At 67.8% G+C, this 20,117-nt stretch carries 16 protein-coding genes; 10 read left to right on the forward strand and 6 right to left on the reverse strand.

From position 1 onward, the window contains the following. Positions 1 to 4: 4 nt before the first annotated feature. Complete coding sequence (locus NA3_RS11300) at positions 5 to 1,162, reverse strand: FG-GAP repeat domain-containing protein (RefSeq protein ID WP_062963454.1); 1,158 nt, start codon at positions 1,160 to 1,162, stop codon at positions 5 to 7. Positions 1,163 to 1,282: 120 nt separating this feature from the next. Then, positions 1,283 to 1,729, reverse strand: coding sequence for a hypothetical protein (locus NA3_RS11305; RefSeq protein ID WP_062963455.1), 447 nt, complete (start codon positions 1,727 to 1,729; stop codon positions 1,283 to 1,285). Positions 1,730 to 2,153: 424 nt separating this feature from the next. Between NA3_RS11305 and NA3_RS11310 the strand changes: the two genes are divergently transcribed. The 8 genes from NA3_RS11310 (at position 2,154) to NA3_RS11345 (ending at position 12,603) form a co-directional block, all read left to right on the forward strand. Further along, positions 2,154 to 5,906: a nitrate reductase subunit alpha gene (locus NA3_RS11310; protein ID WP_062963637.1), complete on the forward strand. Its 3,753-nt coding sequence runs from the start codon at positions 2,154 to 2,156 to the stop codon at positions 5,904 to 5,906. Position 5,907: 1 nt separating this feature from the next. Further along, a complete protein-coding gene (gene narH, locus NA3_RS11315) occupies positions 5,908 to 7,611 on the forward strand; it encodes a nitrate reductase subunit beta (RefSeq protein WP_084491442.1) in 1,704 nt (567 codons plus the stop codon). 11 nt (positions 7,612 to 7,622) lie between these two features. After that, a complete protein-coding gene (gene narJ / locus NA3_RS11320) occupies positions 7,623 to 8,372 on the forward strand; it encodes a nitrate reductase molybdenum cofactor assembly chaperone (RefSeq protein WP_084491487.1) in 750 nt (249 codons plus the stop codon). Further along, the gene (gene narI / locus NA3_RS11325; RefSeq protein ID WP_062963456.1) at positions 8,369 to 9,106 is read left to right on the forward strand and encodes a respiratory nitrate reductase subunit gamma; all 738 of its coding nucleotides are present in this window, start codon (positions 8,369 to 8,371) and stop codon (positions 9,104 to 9,106) included. The genes narJ and narI overlap by 4 nt, the downstream gene beginning before the upstream one ends. A 57-nt stretch (positions 9,107 to 9,163) precedes the next feature. Next, positions 9,164 to 10,123: an LLM class flavin-dependent oxidoreductase gene (locus tag NA3_RS11330; protein WP_062963457.1), complete on the forward strand. Its 960-nt coding sequence runs from the start codon at positions 9,164 to 9,166 to the stop codon at positions 10,121 to 10,123. A gap of 105 nt (positions 10,124 to 10,228) precedes the next feature. Then, positions 10,229 to 10,744, forward strand: coding sequence for an anthrone oxygenase family protein (locus NA3_RS11335; RefSeq protein WP_062963458.1), 516 nt, complete (start codon positions 10,229 to 10,231; stop codon positions 10,742 to 10,744). A 139-nt stretch (positions 10,745 to 10,883) separates the two neighbouring features. Further along, positions 10,884 to 11,300 (forward strand): YciI family protein, encoded by a 417-nt coding sequence (locus NA3_RS11340; protein WP_062963459.1) that lies wholly within the window; start codon positions 10,884 to 10,886, stop codon positions 11,298 to 11,300. A 13-nt stretch (positions 11,301 to 11,313) separates the two neighbouring features. Next, a complete protein-coding gene (locus NA3_RS11345; RefSeq protein ID WP_062963460.1) occupies positions 11,314 to 12,603 on the forward strand; it encodes an RNA polymerase sigma factor in 1,290 nt (429 codons plus the stop codon). A gap of 31 nt (positions 12,604 to 12,634) precedes the next feature. Here the strand turns inward: NA3_RS11345 and NA3_RS11350 are convergent, their stop codons facing one another. Genes NA3_RS11350 through NA3_RS11360 form a run of 3 tightly spaced genes read right to left on the reverse strand, consistent with a single transcriptional unit; the run spans position 12,635 to position 17,123 of the window. Beyond that, positions 12,635 to 14,374: an N-acyl-D-amino-acid deacylase family protein gene (locus tag NA3_RS11350; RefSeq protein WP_062963461.1), complete on the reverse strand. Its 1,740-nt coding sequence runs from the start codon at positions 14,372 to 14,374 to the stop codon at positions 12,635 to 12,637. Between the two features lie 39 nt (positions 14,375 to 14,413). Then, positions 14,414 to 16,066, reverse strand: coding sequence for a steroid-24-oyl-CoA synthetase (casG, locus tag NA3_RS11355; RefSeq protein WP_062963462.1), 1,653 nt, complete (start codon positions 16,064 to 16,066; stop codon positions 14,414 to 14,416). A gap of 16 nt (positions 16,067 to 16,082) precedes the next feature. Next, complete coding sequence (locus NA3_RS11360) at positions 16,083 to 17,123, reverse strand: NAD(P)-dependent alcohol dehydrogenase (RefSeq protein WP_062963463.1); 1,041 nt, start codon at positions 17,121 to 17,123, stop codon at positions 16,083 to 16,085. Between the two features lie 113 nt (positions 17,124 to 17,236). Here NA3_RS11360 and NA3_RS11365 point away from each other — a divergent pair, with 113 nt between their 5' ends. Then, the gene (locus NA3_RS11365; protein WP_062963464.1) at positions 17,237 to 17,857 is read left to right on the forward strand and encodes a TetR/AcrR family transcriptional regulator; all 621 of its coding nucleotides are present in this window, start codon (positions 17,237 to 17,239) and stop codon (positions 17,855 to 17,857) included. Between the two features lie 22 nt (positions 17,858 to 17,879). Here the strand turns inward: NA3_RS11365 and NA3_RS11370 are convergent, their stop codons facing one another. Beyond that, entirely contained in the window at positions 17,880 to 18,215 is a 336-nt protein-coding gene (locus NA3_RS11370) for a TfoX/Sxy family protein (protein WP_062963465.1), read from the reverse strand. Positions 18,216 to 18,353: 138 nt separating this feature from the next. Between NA3_RS11370 and NA3_RS11375 the strand changes: the two genes are divergently transcribed. After that, a complete protein-coding gene (locus NA3_RS11375) occupies positions 18,354 to 20,054 on the forward strand; it encodes a metallophosphoesterase family protein (protein WP_062963466.1) in 1,701 nt (566 codons plus the stop codon). The last annotated feature ends 63 nt before the right edge of the window (positions 20,055 to 20,117 follow it).

Raw genomic sequence — 20,117 nt, forward strand, 5'->3', positions numbered from 1 at the left:
GGGGTTATGCCGGATAGTCGACCGCCGGTCCGAACGTGCCGTCCCCGTTGCCGTAACGCAGTGTGATATTGCCCGTGACGGTGTTGCCGATGACCACGTCGAGTTTCCCGTCACCGTTGAAGTCGGCGAGGGCCGGAGTGGACAGCGGGACCAGACCGCCGGACGGATAGACCGCTGCCGGCGGGTCGAAGGTGCCGTCGCCGTGGCCGTGCAGGACAGCGATGCTCGAGGTGCCGCCGTTGGCTACCACCAGGTCGGGTTTCCCGTCACCGTCGACGTCGGCGACGTCGAAGCACTGCGGTAGCAGTCCACCGGTCGGGTACGCGACGGCCGGCGAGAACGTGCCGTCGCCCCGGTTCGAGAGGACCGAGACGGTCCCGTTGACGAGGTTGGAGAACAAGATATCCGGTTTGCCGTCACCGTTGACGTCGCGTGCCATCCCGTACCACGCGGTCGAGGCCCCCGAATCGAAGGTGACCGGCGCGTCGAAGGTTCCGTCTCCGTGACCTCGATAGATCTGGATCGTGCTGTTGACGTAGTTGCCGCGGAGCAGGTCGAGGTTGCCGTCACCGTCGAAGTCGGCGACATCGGCCGAACCGGATCCGACACCGCCGGCGGTCGATATGGTCACCGCGGGCGCGAAGGTGCCGTCGCCGTGGCCGCGGAGCAGCGACCACGACGGCGCTTGGTTCGAGGTGGCGATATCGAGGTTTCCGTCGTGATCGAAATCGGCGGCGACCAAGGCGCCCGGCGCGAAGTCGGTGGCGTAGTTCACCGCGGGCGCGAAGGTGCCGTCGCCGTGGCCCAGCAGGATGGAGACGTCGCTCGAGGCGAAGTTCGTGACGGCCAGATCCACCATGCCGTCATGGTTGAAGTCGGCGATGGCGACATAGTCGGCCTGACCGCCGGTCGCGTAGTGCACGGCCGGCCGCAAGCCACCTCCCGGCGTGCCCAGGAAGACCGAGACACCCCCGCCGAGAAGGTAATCACTGAAGACGACATCGGGCACACCGTCACCGTTGATATCGGCGATCGCCGGCACCGCCGGCCCCATGAGATTCGGCGGCACCGGATCCGCTTGCGCCACAGGGCCTGCGACCACCGCGTGAGCGGCGAGGGCCAGCGGCGCGAGAACGCTGACAACGGTGATAGAGCGCGACATCGGTTCTCCTGTTGTTGGATTCGGGGGCAGCCTATGGTCTTCCCGCCAGTGGCGGCATCGCTGCGGCTATCCCTGATTCCCCTCGACGAGAACCTGTTCGGCACCACCGGCCGGCGTCGGCTACTCCGCGCGCACGTAGCGAGCCGCTGCCACCACCGCGTCCATGTCGATGACCAGACCCGGATTCGTTTCCTGAACCTCGAGCATCTCCAACGCCACGTCGTAGACCGTGGTCCGGCGGGCCGAGGTGATCAACTCCTGACGGATGTAGGCGCTCAGTGGCATTCCGGCCGCACCCGCGCGACGCGCGAGAACGCTCCAGGTCTGCGCCGGAAGGTCGTAGTCACGGATCACGGCCATGGCGTCGGCGTCGATCTCCGCGTCGTGACGGCCTGGGCGCTCGGCCTCCAGAAATTCCACGACAGCGTCCAGCGGCACGCGCCGGCAGGCAAGTCCGATCAGCTCGCCGCGAACATAGGCGTCCATGGACAGACCGGCCGCGCGCGCCCGGCGCCGCAGGACGTTCGCCGTCGGGGTGGGCAGATCATCGGTCGGAATCATTGCCATCGTGACACCGTAGGCAGCCGCCCTGCCCGCGACAAGTACCGGGCGGTCGGTGCGACTCGATTCGGCGCCGCGCGAATGTGTTAACAAATGTAAAACGCCCGCGAAGCGCCGGTTTCCAAAGCATCACCACAGGTGTGGACAGCGGCTCTCCGCCACCACGCCGGCGACGTGAGAATCGGCATCGCCGCAGGTCGCGGCCGAACCACCCCGTGCGGTCGGCAATTGCCCAGTGACCGGGACGTTTCCCCCGCCTCACAGCTCACCGGCGGCTCGCGCGCGGTGTGAGCGGATCGTTTTGCCGCCCCCGCGAGCGTCCTTACTCTCGGACTGGTCAGCCCGGTTCATGTGTCTCGATGGGGGCGTTGTGGTCATTTCGCACAAGAAGGGTTCGGCCCCCTCGTCCGAGTCGAAGGGCGTAGCCGCGGTGTCGAACGGCGTAGCCGCGGTGTCGAACGGCGTAGCCGAGTCGGCGGCCGATGCGCTGCTGAAGGTCGGCCGCTACTTCCAGCGCGGGGAGGTCTCGGGTGACCTGCGCACCGTGCACAAGGTCGGCGGGCGCGAGGCCGACGAGTTCTATCGCGAGCGCTGGGCCCACGACAAGGTGGTCCGTTCCACCCACGGCGTCAACTGCACCGGCTCCTGCTCCTGGAAGATCTACGTCTCCGACGGCGTGATCACCTGGGAGTCGCAGCAGACCGATTATCCGTCGGTCGGCGCCGACAAGCCGGAATACGAACCGCGCGGCTGCCCGCGCGGCGCCTCGTTCTCCTGGTACACGTATTCCCCGGCGCGCGTGCGCTATCCGTATGTGCGCGGCGTGCTGCTCGAGATGTACCGCGAGGCGAAGGCCCGGTTGAAGGATCCCGTACTGGCCTGGGAATCCATCGTCGAGGACCCCGAGCAGGCGAAGACCTACAAGTCGGCGCGTGGCAAGGGCGGATTCGTGCGGGCGGAATGGTGGGAAGCCGCCGAAATCGCCGCCGCGGCACATGTTTACACCATCAAGCAGTACGGGCCGGACCGGATCGCGGGCTTCTCGCCGATCCCCGCGATGTCGATGGTGTCGCACGCGGTCGGCGCCCGCTTCATCTCCCTGCTCGGCGGATCGATGCTGTCGTTCTACGACTGGTACGCCGACCTGCCGGTCGCCTCGCCGCAAGTGTTCGGCGACCAGACCGACGTCCCGGAGTCCGCGGACTGGTTCGACGCCGGCTATCTGATCATGTGGGGGTCGAACGTCCCGGTCACCCGCACCCCGGACGCGCACTACATGACCGAGGCCCGCTACCGCGGTCAGAAGGTGGTGGTGGTCTCCCCCGACTACGCCGACAACACCAAATTCGCCGACGAATGGGTGCCGGCTCGCCCGGGCACCGACGCCGCCCTGGCGATGGCGATGGGCCATGTGGTGCTGCGCGAGTTCTTCGTCGACCGGTCCACCGCCCGCTTCGACGACTACATCAAGCGCTACACCGACCTCCCGTTCCTCATCACGCTGGACGAACGCGAGGGCGGCTGGAACGGCGAGGGCGACTACCGCGGCCACACCTGGCTGCCCGGAAAGTTCCTCACCGCCGCCGACCTCGCGGCCGCGGGCGTCGCGGGCTTCGACGTGGACAACGCCGAGCACAAGACCGTGCTCCTGGACTCCGACGGAAATCCCGTCGTGCCCAACGGCACCCTCGGTGACCGGTTCTCCGGATCCGGCGCCGGGCGATGGAATCTGGACCTCGGCGGCGTCGATCCGCTGCTGACCCTGTACGGCCGCACCGACGATGCTGCGGCCGTACAGTTCCCTCGCTTCGACGGCGAGACCGGCGTCGTCACCCGCTCGGTGCCGACCACCGTCGTGGCCGGACGCCGCGTCACGACCGTCTTCGACCTGCTGCTCGCGCAGTACGGCGTCGGGCGCCCGGATCTGCCGGGCGACTGGCCCACCGGCTACGACGACCCGAGCGCGCCCTACACTCCCGCGTGGCAGGAGTCGATCACGGGAGTGCCTGCCGCACAAGCGATTCGGATCGCACGCGAATTCGCCGACAATGCCGATCGCTCCGGCGGCCGGTCGATGATCCTGATGGGCGCCGGGACGAACCACTGGTTCCACTCCGATCAGATCTATCGCGCCTTCTTCACGCTCACGCTGCTCACCGGCTGCCAGGGCGTCAACGGCGGCGGGTGGGCGCACTACGTGGGCCAGGAGAAATGCCGCCCGGTCACCGGCTGGTCCACCCTGGCGTTCGGCCTGGACTGGCAGCGGTCGCCGCGGCAGATGCAGGGCACGGTCTTCTGGTATCTGACCAACGACCAGTGGCGCTACGACCCCTTCACGTCCGAATCCTTCGCCTCCCCACTGGGTTCCGGCGCGTTCGCCGGGCGCACGGCCGCCGACAACATCGCGCTGGCGTCGCGGCTCGGCTGGATGCCGACGTATCCCACGTTCGACCGCAATCCGCTGGATCTGGTCGATGCCGCCGAGGCCGCGGGCAAGTCCCCGCAGGACTATGTGGTCGACAACCTGAAATCCGGTGATCTCGAGTTCGCCTGCGAGGATCCCGACGCACCGCGGAACTTCCCGCGCGTGCTCACCGTGTGGCGGGCCAATCTGCTCGGCTCCTCGGGCAAGGGCAACGAGTACTTCCACCGGCATCTGCTGGGCGCGGATTCCAATCTGCAGGCCGACGATTCGGCCGGGGTGATACCGCAGGAGGTGCGCCGGCCGGACCAGGCGCCTACGGGCAAACTGGATCTGCTGGTGTCGCTGGATTTCCGGATGACGTCGACGACGCTATTCTCCGATATCGTCCTCCCGGCCGCCACCTGGTACGAGAAACACGATCTGTCCTCGACGGATATGCATCCGTTCGTGCACGCCTTCTCGCCCGCGATCTCCCCGCCGTGGGAGGCGAAAACCGATTTCGAGGCGTTCCACCGCATCGCGCGCGGCTTCTCCTGGCTGGCCGAGAAACACCTCGGTGTGCGCAAGGATCTGGTCGCGGTGCCGCTGCAGCACGATTCGGCCGACGCCCTGGCGCAGGCGCGCGGGCGGGTGCTGGACTGGAAAGCGGGTGAATGCGAACCGATTCCGGGCCGCACCATGCCGAAACTCGTTGTGGTGGAACGCGACTACCCGAAGCTGGCCGAGAAGATGGCGGCGCTGGGCCCGCTGATCGAGACGCTCGGGGTCACCACCAAGGGCGTCACCACCGTTCCCGACGCCGAGGTCGAGTACCTGCGCGGAGTCAACGGCACCGTGGTCTCCGGCGCCGCGCAGGGCCGCCCGTCGCTGGCCAAGGACGTGCACGCGGCGGAGGCCATCCTGGCGTTGTCCGGCACCACCAACGGCCGGTTGGCGGTGGAGGGATTCCACGCGCTGGAGCGCCGCACCGGTACCCGGCTGGCGGATCTGGCGGCCGAACACGAGGGCAAGCGAATCACCTTCGCCGATACCCAGGCACGGCCCGTGCCGGTGATCACGTCACCGGAATGGTCCGGATCCGAAACCGGCGGCCGCCGGTATTCCCCGTTCACCATCAACACCGAACGGCTCAAGCCCTGGCACACGCTCACCGGTCGCCAGCACTTCTATCTCGACCACGACTGGATGATCGAACTGGGCGAACAACTTCCGATCTTCCGGCCGCCGCTCGACATGTCGGCCCTGTTCCGCGAACCCGATGTGGGCGCGGTCGGTGAACGGGGCGTCACCGTGCGCTACCTCACCCCGCATTCGAAGTGGTCCATCCACTCCGCGTATCAGGACAATCTGCATATGCTGACCCTCTCGCGGGGCGGGCAGGCGATCTGGATGTCGGATCGCGACGCGGCGAAAATCGGTGTGGCCGACAATGATTGGATCGAGGCGGTCAACCGCAACGGTGTGGTCGTCGCCCGGGCGATCGTCAGCCACCGCATGCCCGAGGGCACCGTCTTCATGTATCACGCCCAGGACCGCGCGGTCGACGTACCGCGTATCGAGGGCACCCCGGATATGCGGGCGGGCCGTGGCAAACGCGGCGGCATCCACAACGCGCTCACCCGGATCATGATCAAGCCCACGCATCTGATCGGCGGGTACGCCCAGCAGTCGTTCGCCCTGAACTACCACGGGCCCACCGGAAATCAGCGTGACGAGGTCACCACGATCCGGAGACGCTCACAGGAAGTGGAGTACTGATATGCGTGTCATGGCACAGCTGGCCATGGTGATGAACCTGGACAAGTGCATCGGCTGTCACACCTGCAGCGTCACCTGCAAACAGGCCTGGACCAACCGCGGCGGCACCGAGTACGTCTGGTTCAACAACGTGGAAACCCGTCCGGGACAAGGATATCCGCGGCAGTACCAGGATCAGGAGAAGTGGAAGGGCGGGTGGACGCTGGACCGCCGCGGCCGCCTCACCCTGAAGTCGGGGTCACGCTGGAAGCGGCTGCTCACCCTCTTCGCCAATCCGGATCTGCCGACGGTGTCGGACTACTACGACCCGTGGAGTTACGACTACGACACTCTGCTGTCGGCGCCGGCCATGGACACCACTCCGGTGGCGCGGCCGAAATCGCTGATCACCGGCGAGGATACGAAGGTCACCTGGGGCGCGAACTGGGACGACGACCTCGGCTCGGGACCGGAGCAGGTCGGCCGGGATCCGTTGCTGGCCAGGTTGTCGGAGCAGGTGAAGCTCGAGTTCGAGCAGACCTTCATGTTCTATCTGCCGCGTATCTGCGAGCACTGCCTCAACCCGTCCTGCGGCGCGTCCTGCCCCTCGGGGGCGATCTACAAGCGCGCCGAGGACGGCATCGTGCTGGTCGATCAGGACAAGTGCCGCGGGTGGCGGCAGTGCGTCACCGGCTGCCCGTACAAGAAGATCTACTTCAACCACAAGACCGGCAAGGCCGAGAAATGCACGTTCTGCTACCCGCGTGTGGAGGTCGGTATCCCGACCGTCTGCTCGGAGACGTGTGTGGGGCGACTGCGCTACATCGGCGTGATGCTCTACGACGCCGACGCGGTCCTGGAGGCGGCCTCGGTCACCGATCCGCAGCAGTTGTATCCGTCGCAGCTGGGTGTGTTCCTCAACCCGCACGATCCGCGGGTGATCGCCGAGGCCGAACGCGCCGGGATCTCCCCGGAATGGATTGCCGCGGCGCAGGATTCGCCGGTCTACAAGCTGATCGTCGACTACAAGATCGCGCTGCCGTTGCATCCGGAGTACCGGACCATGCCGATGGTCTGGTACGTGCCGCCGCTGTCGCCGGTGGTGGATGTGCTGGCCGAGACCGGACACGACGGTGAGAACCATCGGAATCTGTTCGGCGCCATCGATTCACTGCGGATCCCGGTGGAGTATCTGGCCGAACTGTTCACCGCCGGGGATGTCGGACCGGTCCGTGCGGCGTTGCAGCGGCTGGCCGGGATGCGGTCTTTCATGCGCTCGATCAACCTCGGCCAGGAACCCGACCTGACGATCCCCGCAGCCGTGGGCCTGGAACCGGAGGAGATCGAGGCGATGTACCGGCTGCTGGCCATCGCCAAATACGAACACCGGTACGTGATTCCCTCGGGCGCGACATCCCGAGCACACGAACTGGATTCGCTGGCGACAGGATGCAGCCTCGACGGCGACGGCGGACCCGGAATGACCGCCTTCGATGTGACATCGGAGAAGTTCGCCCTCGTAGACGCCAATTCCGCTGCGCCGGAACAGAAGTCGTCGCGGATCAATCTGCTGAACTGGGACGGCGGGTCCACCGAGGGGCTGGTGCCGGAACGCAACGGAAAGGGTGCCGCGAACGGGCATCCTGAGACGAACGGGCACGACGGCGATCCCGCACACGACGTGGCCGACGATACGCTGCCCGAGCCGACCGGGGCGAGCCGATGAGGGAGCTCACCGTGGGACTACTGACCCTGAGACGCCGGCCCACACCCGTGGTCGAGATGTCCGACCGTGATCGCCGGCTGGTCTGGCGTATCGCGGCACTCGTGCTCGACTACCCCGGCGAGGACACCCTGGCCATCCTCGCCGACCTCTCCGAGGCGGCGGCCGCCCTCCCGGAGCCGGTGCGCACCGATCTCCTCCGGCCGCTCACCCACCTGTCCGGCACCGCACCGCTCACCCTGGCGCGCGACTACGTCGAAACCTTCGACCTGCGCCGGCGCGCCAGTCTGCATCTGACCTATTACGCCTACGGTGACACCCGCAAGCGCGGTATGGCGCTGCTGCGGTTCAAGCACGCCTATCGGCACGCCGGGGCGGAGTTGTCGGATCGCGAACTGCCCGATCATCTTCCGGTGCTGCTGGAGTTCGCGGCCACCGTCGACCCGATCGGCGGTGAACGCCTGCTCGGCGAACACGTCCCGGTACTGGAGATGTTGCGGTTGTCGCTCACCGACAGCGATTCGCCGTATGCCGGAGCCCTGGCCGCCGTCCTCGCCACCCTGCCCCCGCCCACCACGGCGGATCGTCGCCGGATCGCCGAACTGGCCGCGCAGGGCCCGCCGGACGAGGACGTCGGGCTGGAACCGTATTCGCTGAACGGCGAGCCGATGCATCCCGCCATGAACCCCGACCTGTACTCCCCGCCCGCCGCCGGGAACTCGTCCACCGCAGGGCTTTTCGCCGGATCCGGAGACCGACGATGACATCCACCGTCTGGGCGACCCTGCCCTACATCGCCTTCACCTCGTTCGTGCTGGGCCACCTGTGGCGCTATCGCAACGACCAATTCGGCTGGACCACACGGTCTTCACAGATCTACGAGTCGCGGCTGCTGCGGCTGGGCAGTCCGCTGTTCCACTTCGGCATGCTCGGTGTGATCGGCGGACACGTTCTGGGCGTCCTGATTCCGGAGTCCTGGACCGATGCCGTGGGCATATCCGAACACCTCTATCACCTGATCGCGGTCTCCGCGGGCACGGTGGCGGGCGTGGCGGTGATCGCCGGTATCGCGATCCTCGCCTATCGTCGCGTGCGTGTCCCGGCCGTCCGCAAGGCCACCACTACCAACGACACGTTCATGTACGTGTTGCTCGCGGCCGCGCTGATCACCGGGCTGCTCAATACCGTGGGCAGCAATCTGCTGTGGGGCACCTACAACTACCGCGAGACCGTATCACCGTGGTTCCGAAGCCTTTTCACGGCGCATCCGCAACCGGACCTGATGGTCGGCACACCCTGGACCTTCCAGGCGCACGGGCTCATCGTGCTGACGCTCATCGCCGTCTGGCCCTATACGCGGTTGGTCCACATGTTCAGCGCACCCGTCGGCTATCTGGTCCGCCCCTACGTGGTGTACCGCAGCAAACCCGTCGATGTGGCGAACAAGAAGAAGTACGCCCGCGCCTGGCAGAGCCCGGTACTACCGCCGTCGCGCTGATTCGGCTGTTGGGCAGCCCTTGACCTGGAGAGCACTCCACGGTCTAGGTTCGCCGGTATGAGCGATTCGGGCAGGCCCACACCGAGTTTCGGCATCAAGACGACACCCGCGCACGTCGGCTATGCCGACATCCTGCGGGTGTGGCTGGAGGCCGACGGCATACCGGAGATCGAGCACGCCTGGCTGTACGACCATCTGCTGCCGCGGGCGGCGGTCGGGCTGCCGGGACACGACGGTGTGCCGCGGGAAGGACTTCGGTCGGCGGGGCCGGTCCTCGAGGGCTGGACACTGCTGGCGGCGCTGGCGGCGCAGACGCGACGACTCCGGCTCGGATTGCTGGTGGCCAACAACAGGATTCGCCATCCCGCGCTGTCGGCGAAGATGGCGGCCACCGTCGACGTGATCTCGGGCGGCCGGCTGGATTTCGGGATCGGCGTCGGCGGGTTTCCGCGCAACGATCCCCGCTTCGAGACGATGGTGGCGCCCGAATACGCGGCGTACGGAATTCCGGTCGGCACCTGGAGCGATGCGGTGAGCAGACTGGACGAGGCCTGCGTCCTGATCCGGCGGATGTGGACCGAGGAGGTGTTCGATTTCCCGGGCGACCATTTCCCTCTCACCGGCGCCCAATGCGATCCGAAACCCGTCCAGCGGCCGTATCCGCCGATCCTGCTCGCCGGTTCGGGCGCGTCCACCCTGCCGATCGTCGCCGCTCACGCCGATCTGTGGAATGTGATCGGACCGCCGCTGACCGGCGTCGACACGCTGCGCGCACGCAGCCGGGCACTGGACGACCACTGCGCGGCGATCGGCCGCGACCCCGCCGACATCACCCGTTCGGCACAATTGCCCATCTCCTACGACGACCCCGGCCGCGTACGCGAAACGCTGCTCGAACTGATCGAAGCCGGATTCACCCACCTGGTACTGAACCCGCCCGCCCCGTACCCGGACCGAGTCGCCCACCGGATCGCCGACGACATCATCCGCCCGACCCTGGACGCCCTCGCGCACTGAGCAACCCCTTCTCTCAGGCCGGTCCACCGCATTCGTGGACGCTCGCGTATGGGAGCGAGCGTTCCGACCATGGGAACGCTCACCGTTTCCCGGTGTACTGAGTGCATGACAGCGACCACCGCCACCGCCACCTCGACCACCTCCGGCTTCGCGACCGGCTCCCTGATCGGCGCGACCGTCACCACCGGCCTGCTGGCCGGCGTCTTCTACGCCTACGCCAGCTCGGTGATGCTCGCGCTGCGTCAGCTCGACGACCGCACCTTCGTGGACGTGATGAACCGGATCAACACCGTCATCGTCAATCCGGTCTTCATGCTGAGCTTCCTCGGTTCGGTCGCCTTCACCGGCCTCGCCGCCGTGCTGTACTGGCGCACCGATCAGCGCACCGTGCTGTGGTGGGTGCTGCTCGCCCTGGCCCTGAACGTGATCAGTTTCCTCATCACCTCGGGCGGCAACGTGCCCCTGAACAACCAGCTCGCCGACACCTCCTCCGGCGATTTCGCCACCCTGCGCCACCAGTTCGAAGGCCCCTGGATCACCCTCAACATCCTGCGAGCCCTCGCCAACACCGGCGCCCTCGGCGTCCTCGCCTGGGCCCTGCGCACCACGAACAAGGGGTGAGGACCCCGCCTACCTGCCATAATCCGGGCCGGAAAAAACTTTCGAAAAATTTCGGCTGCCGTGTCGATCCATAGTGGGTGCCGTTCGACCTTGGGGTGAGAGGGTCCGGAGGGGATCCGCGAGACGAAGGAGACACACCATGAAGTACATGCTGATCATGCGCGCCACGGACGAGGCCTACGCGAGCATGGGCGAGGTCGATTTCGACACTGTGCTGGAGACGATGGGCAAGTTCAACGACGAGTTGATCCGGGCGGGCGTGTTGCTCGCGGCCGAGGGGCTCGACCCCGCCGACAGTGTGGTGGTCGACTACGACTCCGAAACCCCGGTCGTCACCGACGGTCCGTACGGCGAGACCAAGGAACTGTTCGGCGGGTTCTACCTGCTCAACGTCGCCTCGAAGGAGGAGGCGATCGAGTGGGCGAAGCGGATGCCGGTCATCGTCAAGGGGTGCAAGACCGAGATCCGGCGGGTGCCGACGATCGACGAATTCCCGCAGGACAACGTATGGATCCAGAAAGAGCGGGCGTGGCGCGAGGCCACCGGGCAGCTCTGAACGGAACACCCGGATGACGGCCGATCCCACCGGACGCGAGGCGGTCGCCGCGGTGTGGCGGATCGAATCCGCGCGCATCGTCGGCGCGCTCGCCCGCTACACCGGCGATTTCGCCCTGGCCGAAGATCTGGCGCAGGAAGCACTGGCCGAAGCACTGGTCACCTGGCCACGGGAGGGGACACCGCGCAATCCGGCCGGGTGGTTGCTCACGGTGGGGCGGCGGCGTGCGATCGACACCTTCCGCCGCCGGTCCGCCCTCGACGATCGCTACGCCGCCCTCGCCCACGAGCTGGGTGAGGGCGGCACGCTGACCGGCGGGCCCGGTTCGGATCCGATGCGCGCGGCGGCGCAACCGCTGTGGGATCCCGATCGCATCGACGACGACGTGCTGGCTCTGATCTTCACGGCATGTCATCCGGTGCTCTCCCGGGAGGCGCGGGTGGCCCTGACGCTGCGCGTGGTCGGCGGTCTCACCAGCGACGAGATCGCCAAAGCGTTCCTCGTTCCGGCCGCGACCGTCCAGGCGCGGATCACCCGGGCGAAGAAAACGCTTGCCGCCGAACATATTCCGTTCGAAGTCCCCGAGGCGGCGCAGCGCCCTGCCCGCCTGAGCTCGGTGCTCAGCGTGATCTATCTGATCTTCACCGAAGGTTCGTCGGCGAGCTCGGGCACCGAACTGATCCGCTTCGATCTGGCCGGGGAGGCACAGCGGCTGGCGCGGGTGCTGTCCCACCTCGTGCCGGACGAACCGGAGGTGTACGGACTGCTGGCACTGCTCGAGCTGACCGCCGCTCGATTCCCGGCCCGCACCGGGACCGACGGTGAGCCGGTGTTGCTGGAGCATCAGGACCGGCGGCGCTGGGACCGTGCGGCGATCCGGCGCGGACGCGCCGCCCTCGCCCGCGCCGGACAGGTCGGTCGCGGGCTGGGCTATTACGGGGTGCAGGCCGCGATCGCCGAATGCCACGCCGTCGCCGATTCGGTCGCCGACACCGACTGGGACCGCGTGGTGAGCCTCTACGAAGCTCTGGGCCGCTTGGCCCCGTCCCCGGTGGTCGAGCTGAACCGGGCGGTCGCGGTCGCGATGGCGAAGGGCCCGGACGCCGGGCTCGCGATCGTGGACGGTCTCCGCGCCGAGGGCGCGCTGCCGAATTCCCAACTGCTGCCGACGGTTCGGGGCGAACTGCTCGCCCGCCTGGGCCGCACGGGTGAAGCCCGCGAGGAGTGGGAGCTGGCGGTGCGCCTGTGCGGCAACGACCGAGAGCGTGCGGTCCTGCACCGCAAACTCGGCGACCTCGGCTGAGCATCCGGGCTCACCCGAGCCGGCACCCCGGTCACGCGGCGGTCAGAAAGCGCCCCGTACGCTGCGATCCCAGCACCGGCGCGGCCGCACCGTTGCCGAAAACATAACGGCCGCCGACGAATACGGCATTCACCGTGTCGTCGTTGCGATTGACCATGCGCGACAGATTGCCGAAGCACGGCATCGTCTGTTCGGTATAGCGTTCGAGTCCCGCATCCAGCCGGGCCGGGTCGATCACCACGGCGTCGGCGCGATCCCCGACCCGCAGATGTCCCGCGTCGAGCCCGTACCAGTCGGCCAGTTCCCCGGTGAGCCGGTGCACCGCGTGTTCCACCGACATGAACGGGCGGCCCGCCAGCTCGGCATCGCGCACCCGGCGCAGCAGCCGCAGCCCGAAGTTGTAGAAGGCCATATTGCGCAGGTGCGCACCGGCGTCGGAGAAACCCAGCTGCATACCGGGGTCGGCGGCGAAGCGATCCAGCACCCGCGGCCGGTGGTTGGAGATCGTGGTGCGCCAGCGCACCTTCGGCCCGTACTCCACCACCAGATCGAGGAACGCGTCGACCGGATGCACTCCCCCGCGGTCCACGCCGACCTGACCGAAAGTCTTGCCGACGACCGAACTGTCCGGACATTCCACGATCTCGGCGTCGAAGAAGTCGCGATGCCACACCCGCGGGCCGAATTTTCGGTCGTAATCCTTGCGGAACTGCCGGCGATAGCTTTCGCTCTGCAGCATCCGGTGGCGCTCGTCCAGCTGATTCGACAGATGCAATGCCGCTGCGCCGGAACCGAATTCCTCGAACACCACCAGATCGATGCCGTCGGCGTACACCTCGAACGGCACCGGCAGATGCTGGAAGCGGAAGTCGCCGCCGAGTGCGTTGATCGCCCGCGCCAAGGCCGGAAACACGTGCGCCACCAGAGGAATCGCCTTGATATCGGCCGCCGAGAGCAGACTCACCTTGAGGTGCGGCTGCCCGATTCCGAGACTCGACAGCGCCATCGCCAGCAGGCTCTGCGGCCGCGCCACATCGGGGCCGCCCTGCAGCGCCCGCCGGCGTGCGCGCAGGATCGCATTGAGCTGGTGCCGTTCGCGCAGCGTCGCATAGGTGGAGGGCAGGGTCCGGGAGCGGCAGGTCTCGCCGTCGAGTTTGTCGAACATCAGCTGCTGCGAGGACATGCCGACGAATCCGGCGTCGAGGGCCTCGTCCAGATGCCGGCGCATGGCGCGCAGTTCACCGGCGGTCGGCTTCACCTCGGTGCGGGTGGCGCGGTCCAGGCCCATCTCCGCGGCGCGCATATCCGAATGTCCCAGGAATGCGGCCACATTCGGCCCCAGCGGCGAGGCTTCCAGAGCCGCGACGTATTCGTGCGCGTTCCGCCAGGTCTTCATATCGCCGACGGCGTCGATCACATGCCCGCGCGGGATGGCTTCTACCCGTCCGAACAGGTCGCCGGCGGTTTCGGCGTCGACGTGCACGGTGGACAGCGAACAGGAGCCGAGCAGGACGGTCGTGACACCGTGGCGCACCGATTCCGACAGCGACGGATCCAGCAGGACCTCCACGTCGTAATGGGTGTGGATGTCGAGCATCCCGGGGATCACCCATTTGCCGGTGGCGTCGACGACGGTGTCGCAGCCGGATTCGTCCAGGGGCTCGGCCGAGACGGCGGCCACCCGCCCGTCGCGAATGCCCACGTCGCGCACCGCCGACGGCGCGCCCGTGCCGTCGAACCAGGTGCCGCCCTTGATGATGCTGTCGTACATGACAGTTCCTCTTTCACCCACCCGCCCCGGCGGGGCGCGTCAGATCTCTATCTCGCGCCGGACGACCTTGCCGGTCGCGTTGCGCGGCAACGGTTGCGCCGTGATCACCCAGCGGGCCGGCACCTTGAAGTAGGCGAGCCGCTCGGCGGTGAAGGCCCGCAGTTCGTCCTCGCTCACGGTGACCGGATCGGCGACGACCACGACGGCCGCCACCTCCTGTCCCAGATCCGCGTGCGGCACACCGAGTACCGCCGATTCCAGCACCGCGGGATGCTCGTCGAGCACATTCTCGATTTCGGTCGGATACACGTTCTCGCCACCGCGCAGGATGAGATCCGAGCGCCGCCCCGACAAGCGCAGCCGGCCCTCCTCGATCACACCGAAATCACCTGTGTGCAGCCATCTTCCGGCGTCTATGGCGTTCGCGGTGGCGGCCGGATCGTTCCAGTAGCCGAGCATCACGTACGGGCTGCGCACGCAGATCTCGCCCTCCTCACCATCGGGCAGCGTCCTGTTGTCCGGATCGCGGATCTCGATGCTGACACCAATGATCGGCATGCCCACGGTCTCGGGATGAGCGGCCAGGACCGGCGGCGTGGCAACCGTTGCCGCGGTGCCGCTTTCGGTGAGGCCGTAGCTGGTGGTGAGCGCGACCTCGGCCATCGGCAGTTCCCGGCGCAACCGCTGATGGAAGGCCGGCGAGGACGGGGCGGCATTGAGCGAGAACGCCACCAGGCTCGACAGGTCGTAGCGGGACAGGTCGTGTTCGAGCATGCGGCTGACCATCGTCGGCACCGCACCCCAATTGGTCACCCGTTCCCGTTCCATCAGCGACAACACTCGCTGCGGGTCGAAGCTGCCGGTGTTCAGCACCACGGTCGCGCCCGTGGCCAGCCGCGGAATGATCAGATTGTGCAGGCTGGCGATATGAAACAGCGGTGAGGTCAACAGGAATCGGCGGTCGCTGGGCCCGGGGCCGAGCTGTTGTCCGCGGAAGGCGGCGGCCATGGCATCGGTGAATCGGTGATAGTCGCAGACCGCCAGCAGGTTGCGCTGGGTGTGCACCACGCCCTTGGGCCGGCCGCTCGTGCCACTGGTGTAGAGGATGACCGCCGGGTCGTCCTCCGCGATCGCTACCTCCGGCGCCGGGCCGGGATGGTCGGCGATCAGCCGCGGCAGATCGGATTCCATGGTGAGAACCGGAATATCGCTGCCCACCTCGGCCAACAGGGCGGCGCGTTTGGCATCGGCGACGACCACCGTCGGCGCGGTGTGCTCCAGACCGTAGGCGATTTCACGCGGCGCCCACCACGCGTTGTATCCGACCGGAATCGCGCCGAGCACCTGCGCCGCCCAGAACGTCGTCACCCATTCCGGCGTGTTGGCGGCGAGGATCCCCACCCGATCGCCCTTGCCGACACCGTATCGATCGGCGAGTGCGCGCGCCAGAGCCGTTGCCGCGGCGCCGTGTTCGGCGAAGGTGATCCGGCGGTCCGGGGTCACCAGATAGTCGTGGTCACCCCAGGCCGTGCCCGCGTGGAACAGCTCGGCCATACTGCGCCGCCGGTTGCGCATCACCGGAATCGGCGCGCCCAGCACCTCTTCGACCGCCATTTCGAACGGCCCACCGGGACCGGTGAGCTCGGCGGTGATCCGGGCGGCGATGGCCTGCGGGTCGGCAGCTCGCGTCATAACCTTCACTTTCTGCTTACGGGATGAGCACGGCGCGACCGCGGATCAGTCCCCGGTCGAGTCGTTCGAATGCGGCGGGCCCCTCGGCGAGGTCGAAACGTTCCACCGAGACGTCGATGGCGCCGCGCTGCGCGAGCGCCACCGACGCGTACAGGTCACTTCTGGTGCCGCCGTAGGACTTTCGGACCGTGGCGCCCCAGGGCAGGCCGGGCCCACCGGCGGGCCCGGCGTCGATGCCCGGAATTCCGCCGTCGAGTCCCACCATCCGATACGCGCCGTTCGGCGCCACCGACTCGACGGCGAGCTTCGCGGTGGCGTCGTTGCCGACGAAGTCGAACACGGCCTCCGCGCCCCGGCCGTCGGTGCGGTCCAGAATGCGGGCGGCGGTCTTCTCGTCGGCCGTCAGCGTGAGATCGGCGCCGCACGCCGTGGCGAGCTCGAGTTTCTCCGCGGAGATGTCGACCGCGATGATGCGGCACGCCGTGGTGGCCTTCAGGATCTGCACCGCGACATGTCCGAGCCCGCCGATGCCGATCGCGACGGCGGTGGCGCCGGGCCGCAACTGGTCGGCGGCACCGCGGATGGCGTGATACGGCGTGAGCGCCGCATCGGCCAGCGGCGCCGCCCTCGCGAAGTCCAGCTCGCCGATCGGCACGAACGAATTCGCCGGAATGCGAACGTATTCCGCCATGCCCCCGTCGGGCCCGAGGCCGGGGCACGGCGGCATCGCGGTGCGACCGGCCGCCAGGCAGACGTTCTCGTTACCGCTCACGCATTCCCGGCACACGCCACAGGACCAGCACAGATAGACCAGGCCCCGCTCCCCCGCGCGACGACCGTCGACCTCGCTGCCGACCGCCTCGATGGTGCCGGCGATCTCGTGCCCCATCGTCAGCGGATCCTCGCGCAGCGGAAACGGCAAGCCGAGAACGAAGGAGTCCGAATGGCAGATGCCGGCCGCTCCGACCTTCAACAGCAGATCGGTGGGTCCGATCTCGGGGATGGGGACCTCGCGTAGCTCCAGCGTGCCGGGCCCGGTCAATTGCAATGCGCGCATGTTCTGTTTCCTCACCGCGGCGTTCGGCGCAGCGCCGGACGTGACGTGGCACACACGGTAGCACTCACTGGACACGGCGTCCAGTGAGTGTGCGAGCGTCTATCATCGACGTCATGCCTTCGGAATCGACCACCCGGCGTGGATCGCTGCGCGATGAGCAGAAGCGGGCGACGCGGATGCGCATCGTGGAAGAGGCGCGGCAGCTGTTCGTGCGCGAGGGCTACCTGGGCGTGCGCGTCGACGACATCGCGGCCGCGGTCGGTTGCAGCCGGGCCACGTTCTATCTGCACTTCACCGGTAAGACCGAGGTGCTGCGGGCGATCGCCGAACAGGGCACGCTCGCCAGCGTCCAATTCTTCTACCGGGATCTGGACCGGGTCCTGGCCACCGGCTCCCGCGCGGAGTTCACCACGTGGATGCGCCGGGCCATCGAGTGGTTCTTCGACAACAAGGATCTGCTCCCCGCCTGGGACGAGGCGACCGCCCTCGAACCGGAGTTCCGCGACCTCGCGCGCGAAGGCATCATGCAACTCGCCGACGGGATGCCGGATTATCTGGCGCGCTGGCCCGAGGGCCGCCGCGACGAAGCGCGCCTGCGCATCGAACTACTCGTAGCGCAGCTGGAACGCTTCTTCACCCGGTGGGCGATGCAGGGCACGATCGAGGTCACCGCGGCCGCGGCCGCCGAAGTCCTCACCGATATCTGGTTCCCCGCCCTGCAGGCTCCCGAATAACGCTGCCGGACAACGTTTCCGGTTATTTGGGCGGGAGCGTACGGGCGTATCCGAGCCCGCGATCCAGCCAGGTGTGCAGCACCTCGTCGTCGTCGAGATATTCCGGAGCCACCCGCAGCCAGTTCCGCATCTCCCGTCCGCCCATCACCATCGGCGCGACTGCGGAGCCGTCGATGAGCTCCTCGGCCTGCGCGGGATCGACCCGCACCAGCAGTCCGCCCTGGCCGCTGGCCGCCACCGCCATATTGCCGCCGACCAGGAAGGCCAGCCCGCCGAACATGCGCTTCTCGACCGTCTCGGTCACCGCGGGCCCGAGCAGGTCCCGGATCCGATCCGCCAACTCTTCGTCATAGGCCATACGGCATTCTCACACCGGGCACCGACAGATACGGCCGCGATGCCGCGGCGGCCGGTCCGAAGAATTCACCGAGAATTCGCGCCCTTGGGAACCCGTAACGGTTGCTCCGGTCCGGTGGTTGGACCAGCATCCAACCTCATGCGGAATCGCTTGAATCCTGCCGGTGACATCCCCGATACCGGAATCCCCGAGCAGCTGGCCGCCACCATGACGATGGCCGAACAGCACGAATGGCACCGGGGATATCTGCGGCGGCATGCGGTGTCGCGGCGGAACTTCCTGCGCGGTTCGGCCGCGGCCGCCGCGGTGGCCGCCGTCGGCACCTCGCCGTTCGCGGGACGCGCCTATGCCGATCAGGCGCAGCTCGCGGTCGGCGGCCGCCATGTCGGCTACGGCCCGGACGCCGCCAGCCAGCTGCGCTTCGCCGCGCAGCTGTCGCGAAACCCCGGCGGCACCAAGGTCTTCCTCGACCATGGCCCGACCCCGGCGCTCGGCGCGAGCATCGAGGCGGAGGTGCGCGATCTGGTGACCCAGATCCCCACCGGCGACAGCGGCGTCCTCGCCGCGGAACAGTTCTATGTGCACGCGCCGGTCGACGGCCTGCCCGGACGGCTGCCGCATTTCTACCGGTGGCGTACCTCCGACGGATTCGTCGGCGACATCCGCGCCGCGTCGACGGCGATGCCGAGTGTGCGCAACGCGGTCCTGCCCTTCCGGTTCACCATGATGGGCGATCAGGGCACCGACGACACGCCCACCCAGCCGGCGGGCGTCGCACCGGGCGACTACGACGACAAGTACTACAAGCCCGACAACGACCCGGCGGTCCCGCATGCGGACAACGTGATGCGCCAGATCGTGGCCTGCAAACCCGATTTCCATGTGCTGGCCGGTGATATCGCCTACGCCGACCCGTCGGGCGCGGGTAAGAAGCCGCGCTACGTCGCCGCCGGCGACAAGCTGCCCGACGGATTCGACAAGTTCAATCCGTACGTGTGGGACGTGTATTTCGGCGCCATCGAATCCAGCGCCTCGACCACGCCGTGGATGTTCGCCACCGGTAACCACGACATGGAGGCCGCCTACGACACCCACGGGTACGGCGGACATCTCGCCCGCCTGGACCTTCCGGCCAACGGGCCCGCGGGCTGTCCGTCTGCGTACTCGTTCACCTACGGCAATGTGGCGGTGCTGTCGCTGGACGCCAACGACGTCTCCTACGAGATCAAGGCCAACACCGGCTATTCGAGCGGCGCCCAGACCAGTTGGGTGGAAAGGACTCTCGCGGAGTACCGCGCGAATCCGGACATCGACTTCATCGTCTGCTTCTTCCACCACTGCGCGTACTCGACCACCGATTCGCATGCCAGCGACGGCGGTCTGCGTGATGCCTGGTGCGCGCTGTTCGACCGCTATCAGGTCGACCTGGTGCTGCAGGGTCACAACCACATCTTCGAGCGCACCGACCCGATCCGCGGCGGCCGCCCGACCAAGGCGGCGGGCGACAATTCGATCGTCTACCCGGACGTGGACGGCACCGTCTACTACACGGTGGGCGGCGGCGGACGTCCCCGCTACGGCTTCCAGCCCGGCTCCCCGGAGACCTACCGCGGCCACGAGGTGCCCGACACCACGGTCCCCAACAGCTACGTGTGGACACCGGCGGGCACCAAACAGGACGAGGCCGCGCCCTGGTCGCGGGTGCGGTTCCGCAACTACTCGTTCATCCGGGTCGACGTGCGGCCGGGATTCTTCGCCAGTGAGATGGACGTGGTGGCCGTCGACGAGTACGGCCGCGAATTCGACAAGGTGACCTATCGCCGGCGGGTGGGCCGCTGAACCACGGCGCGTGCCGGGTCAACCCGCCGGCCCGCTGAGTCGTCCCGGACGGCCGCTGACCGG

This window comes from Nocardia africana NBRC 100379, from assembly GCF_001612635.1.
In the GTDB taxonomy this organism is placed as follows: Bacteria; Actinomycetota; Actinomycetes; order Mycobacteriales; family Mycobacteriaceae; genus Nocardia; species Nocardia africana.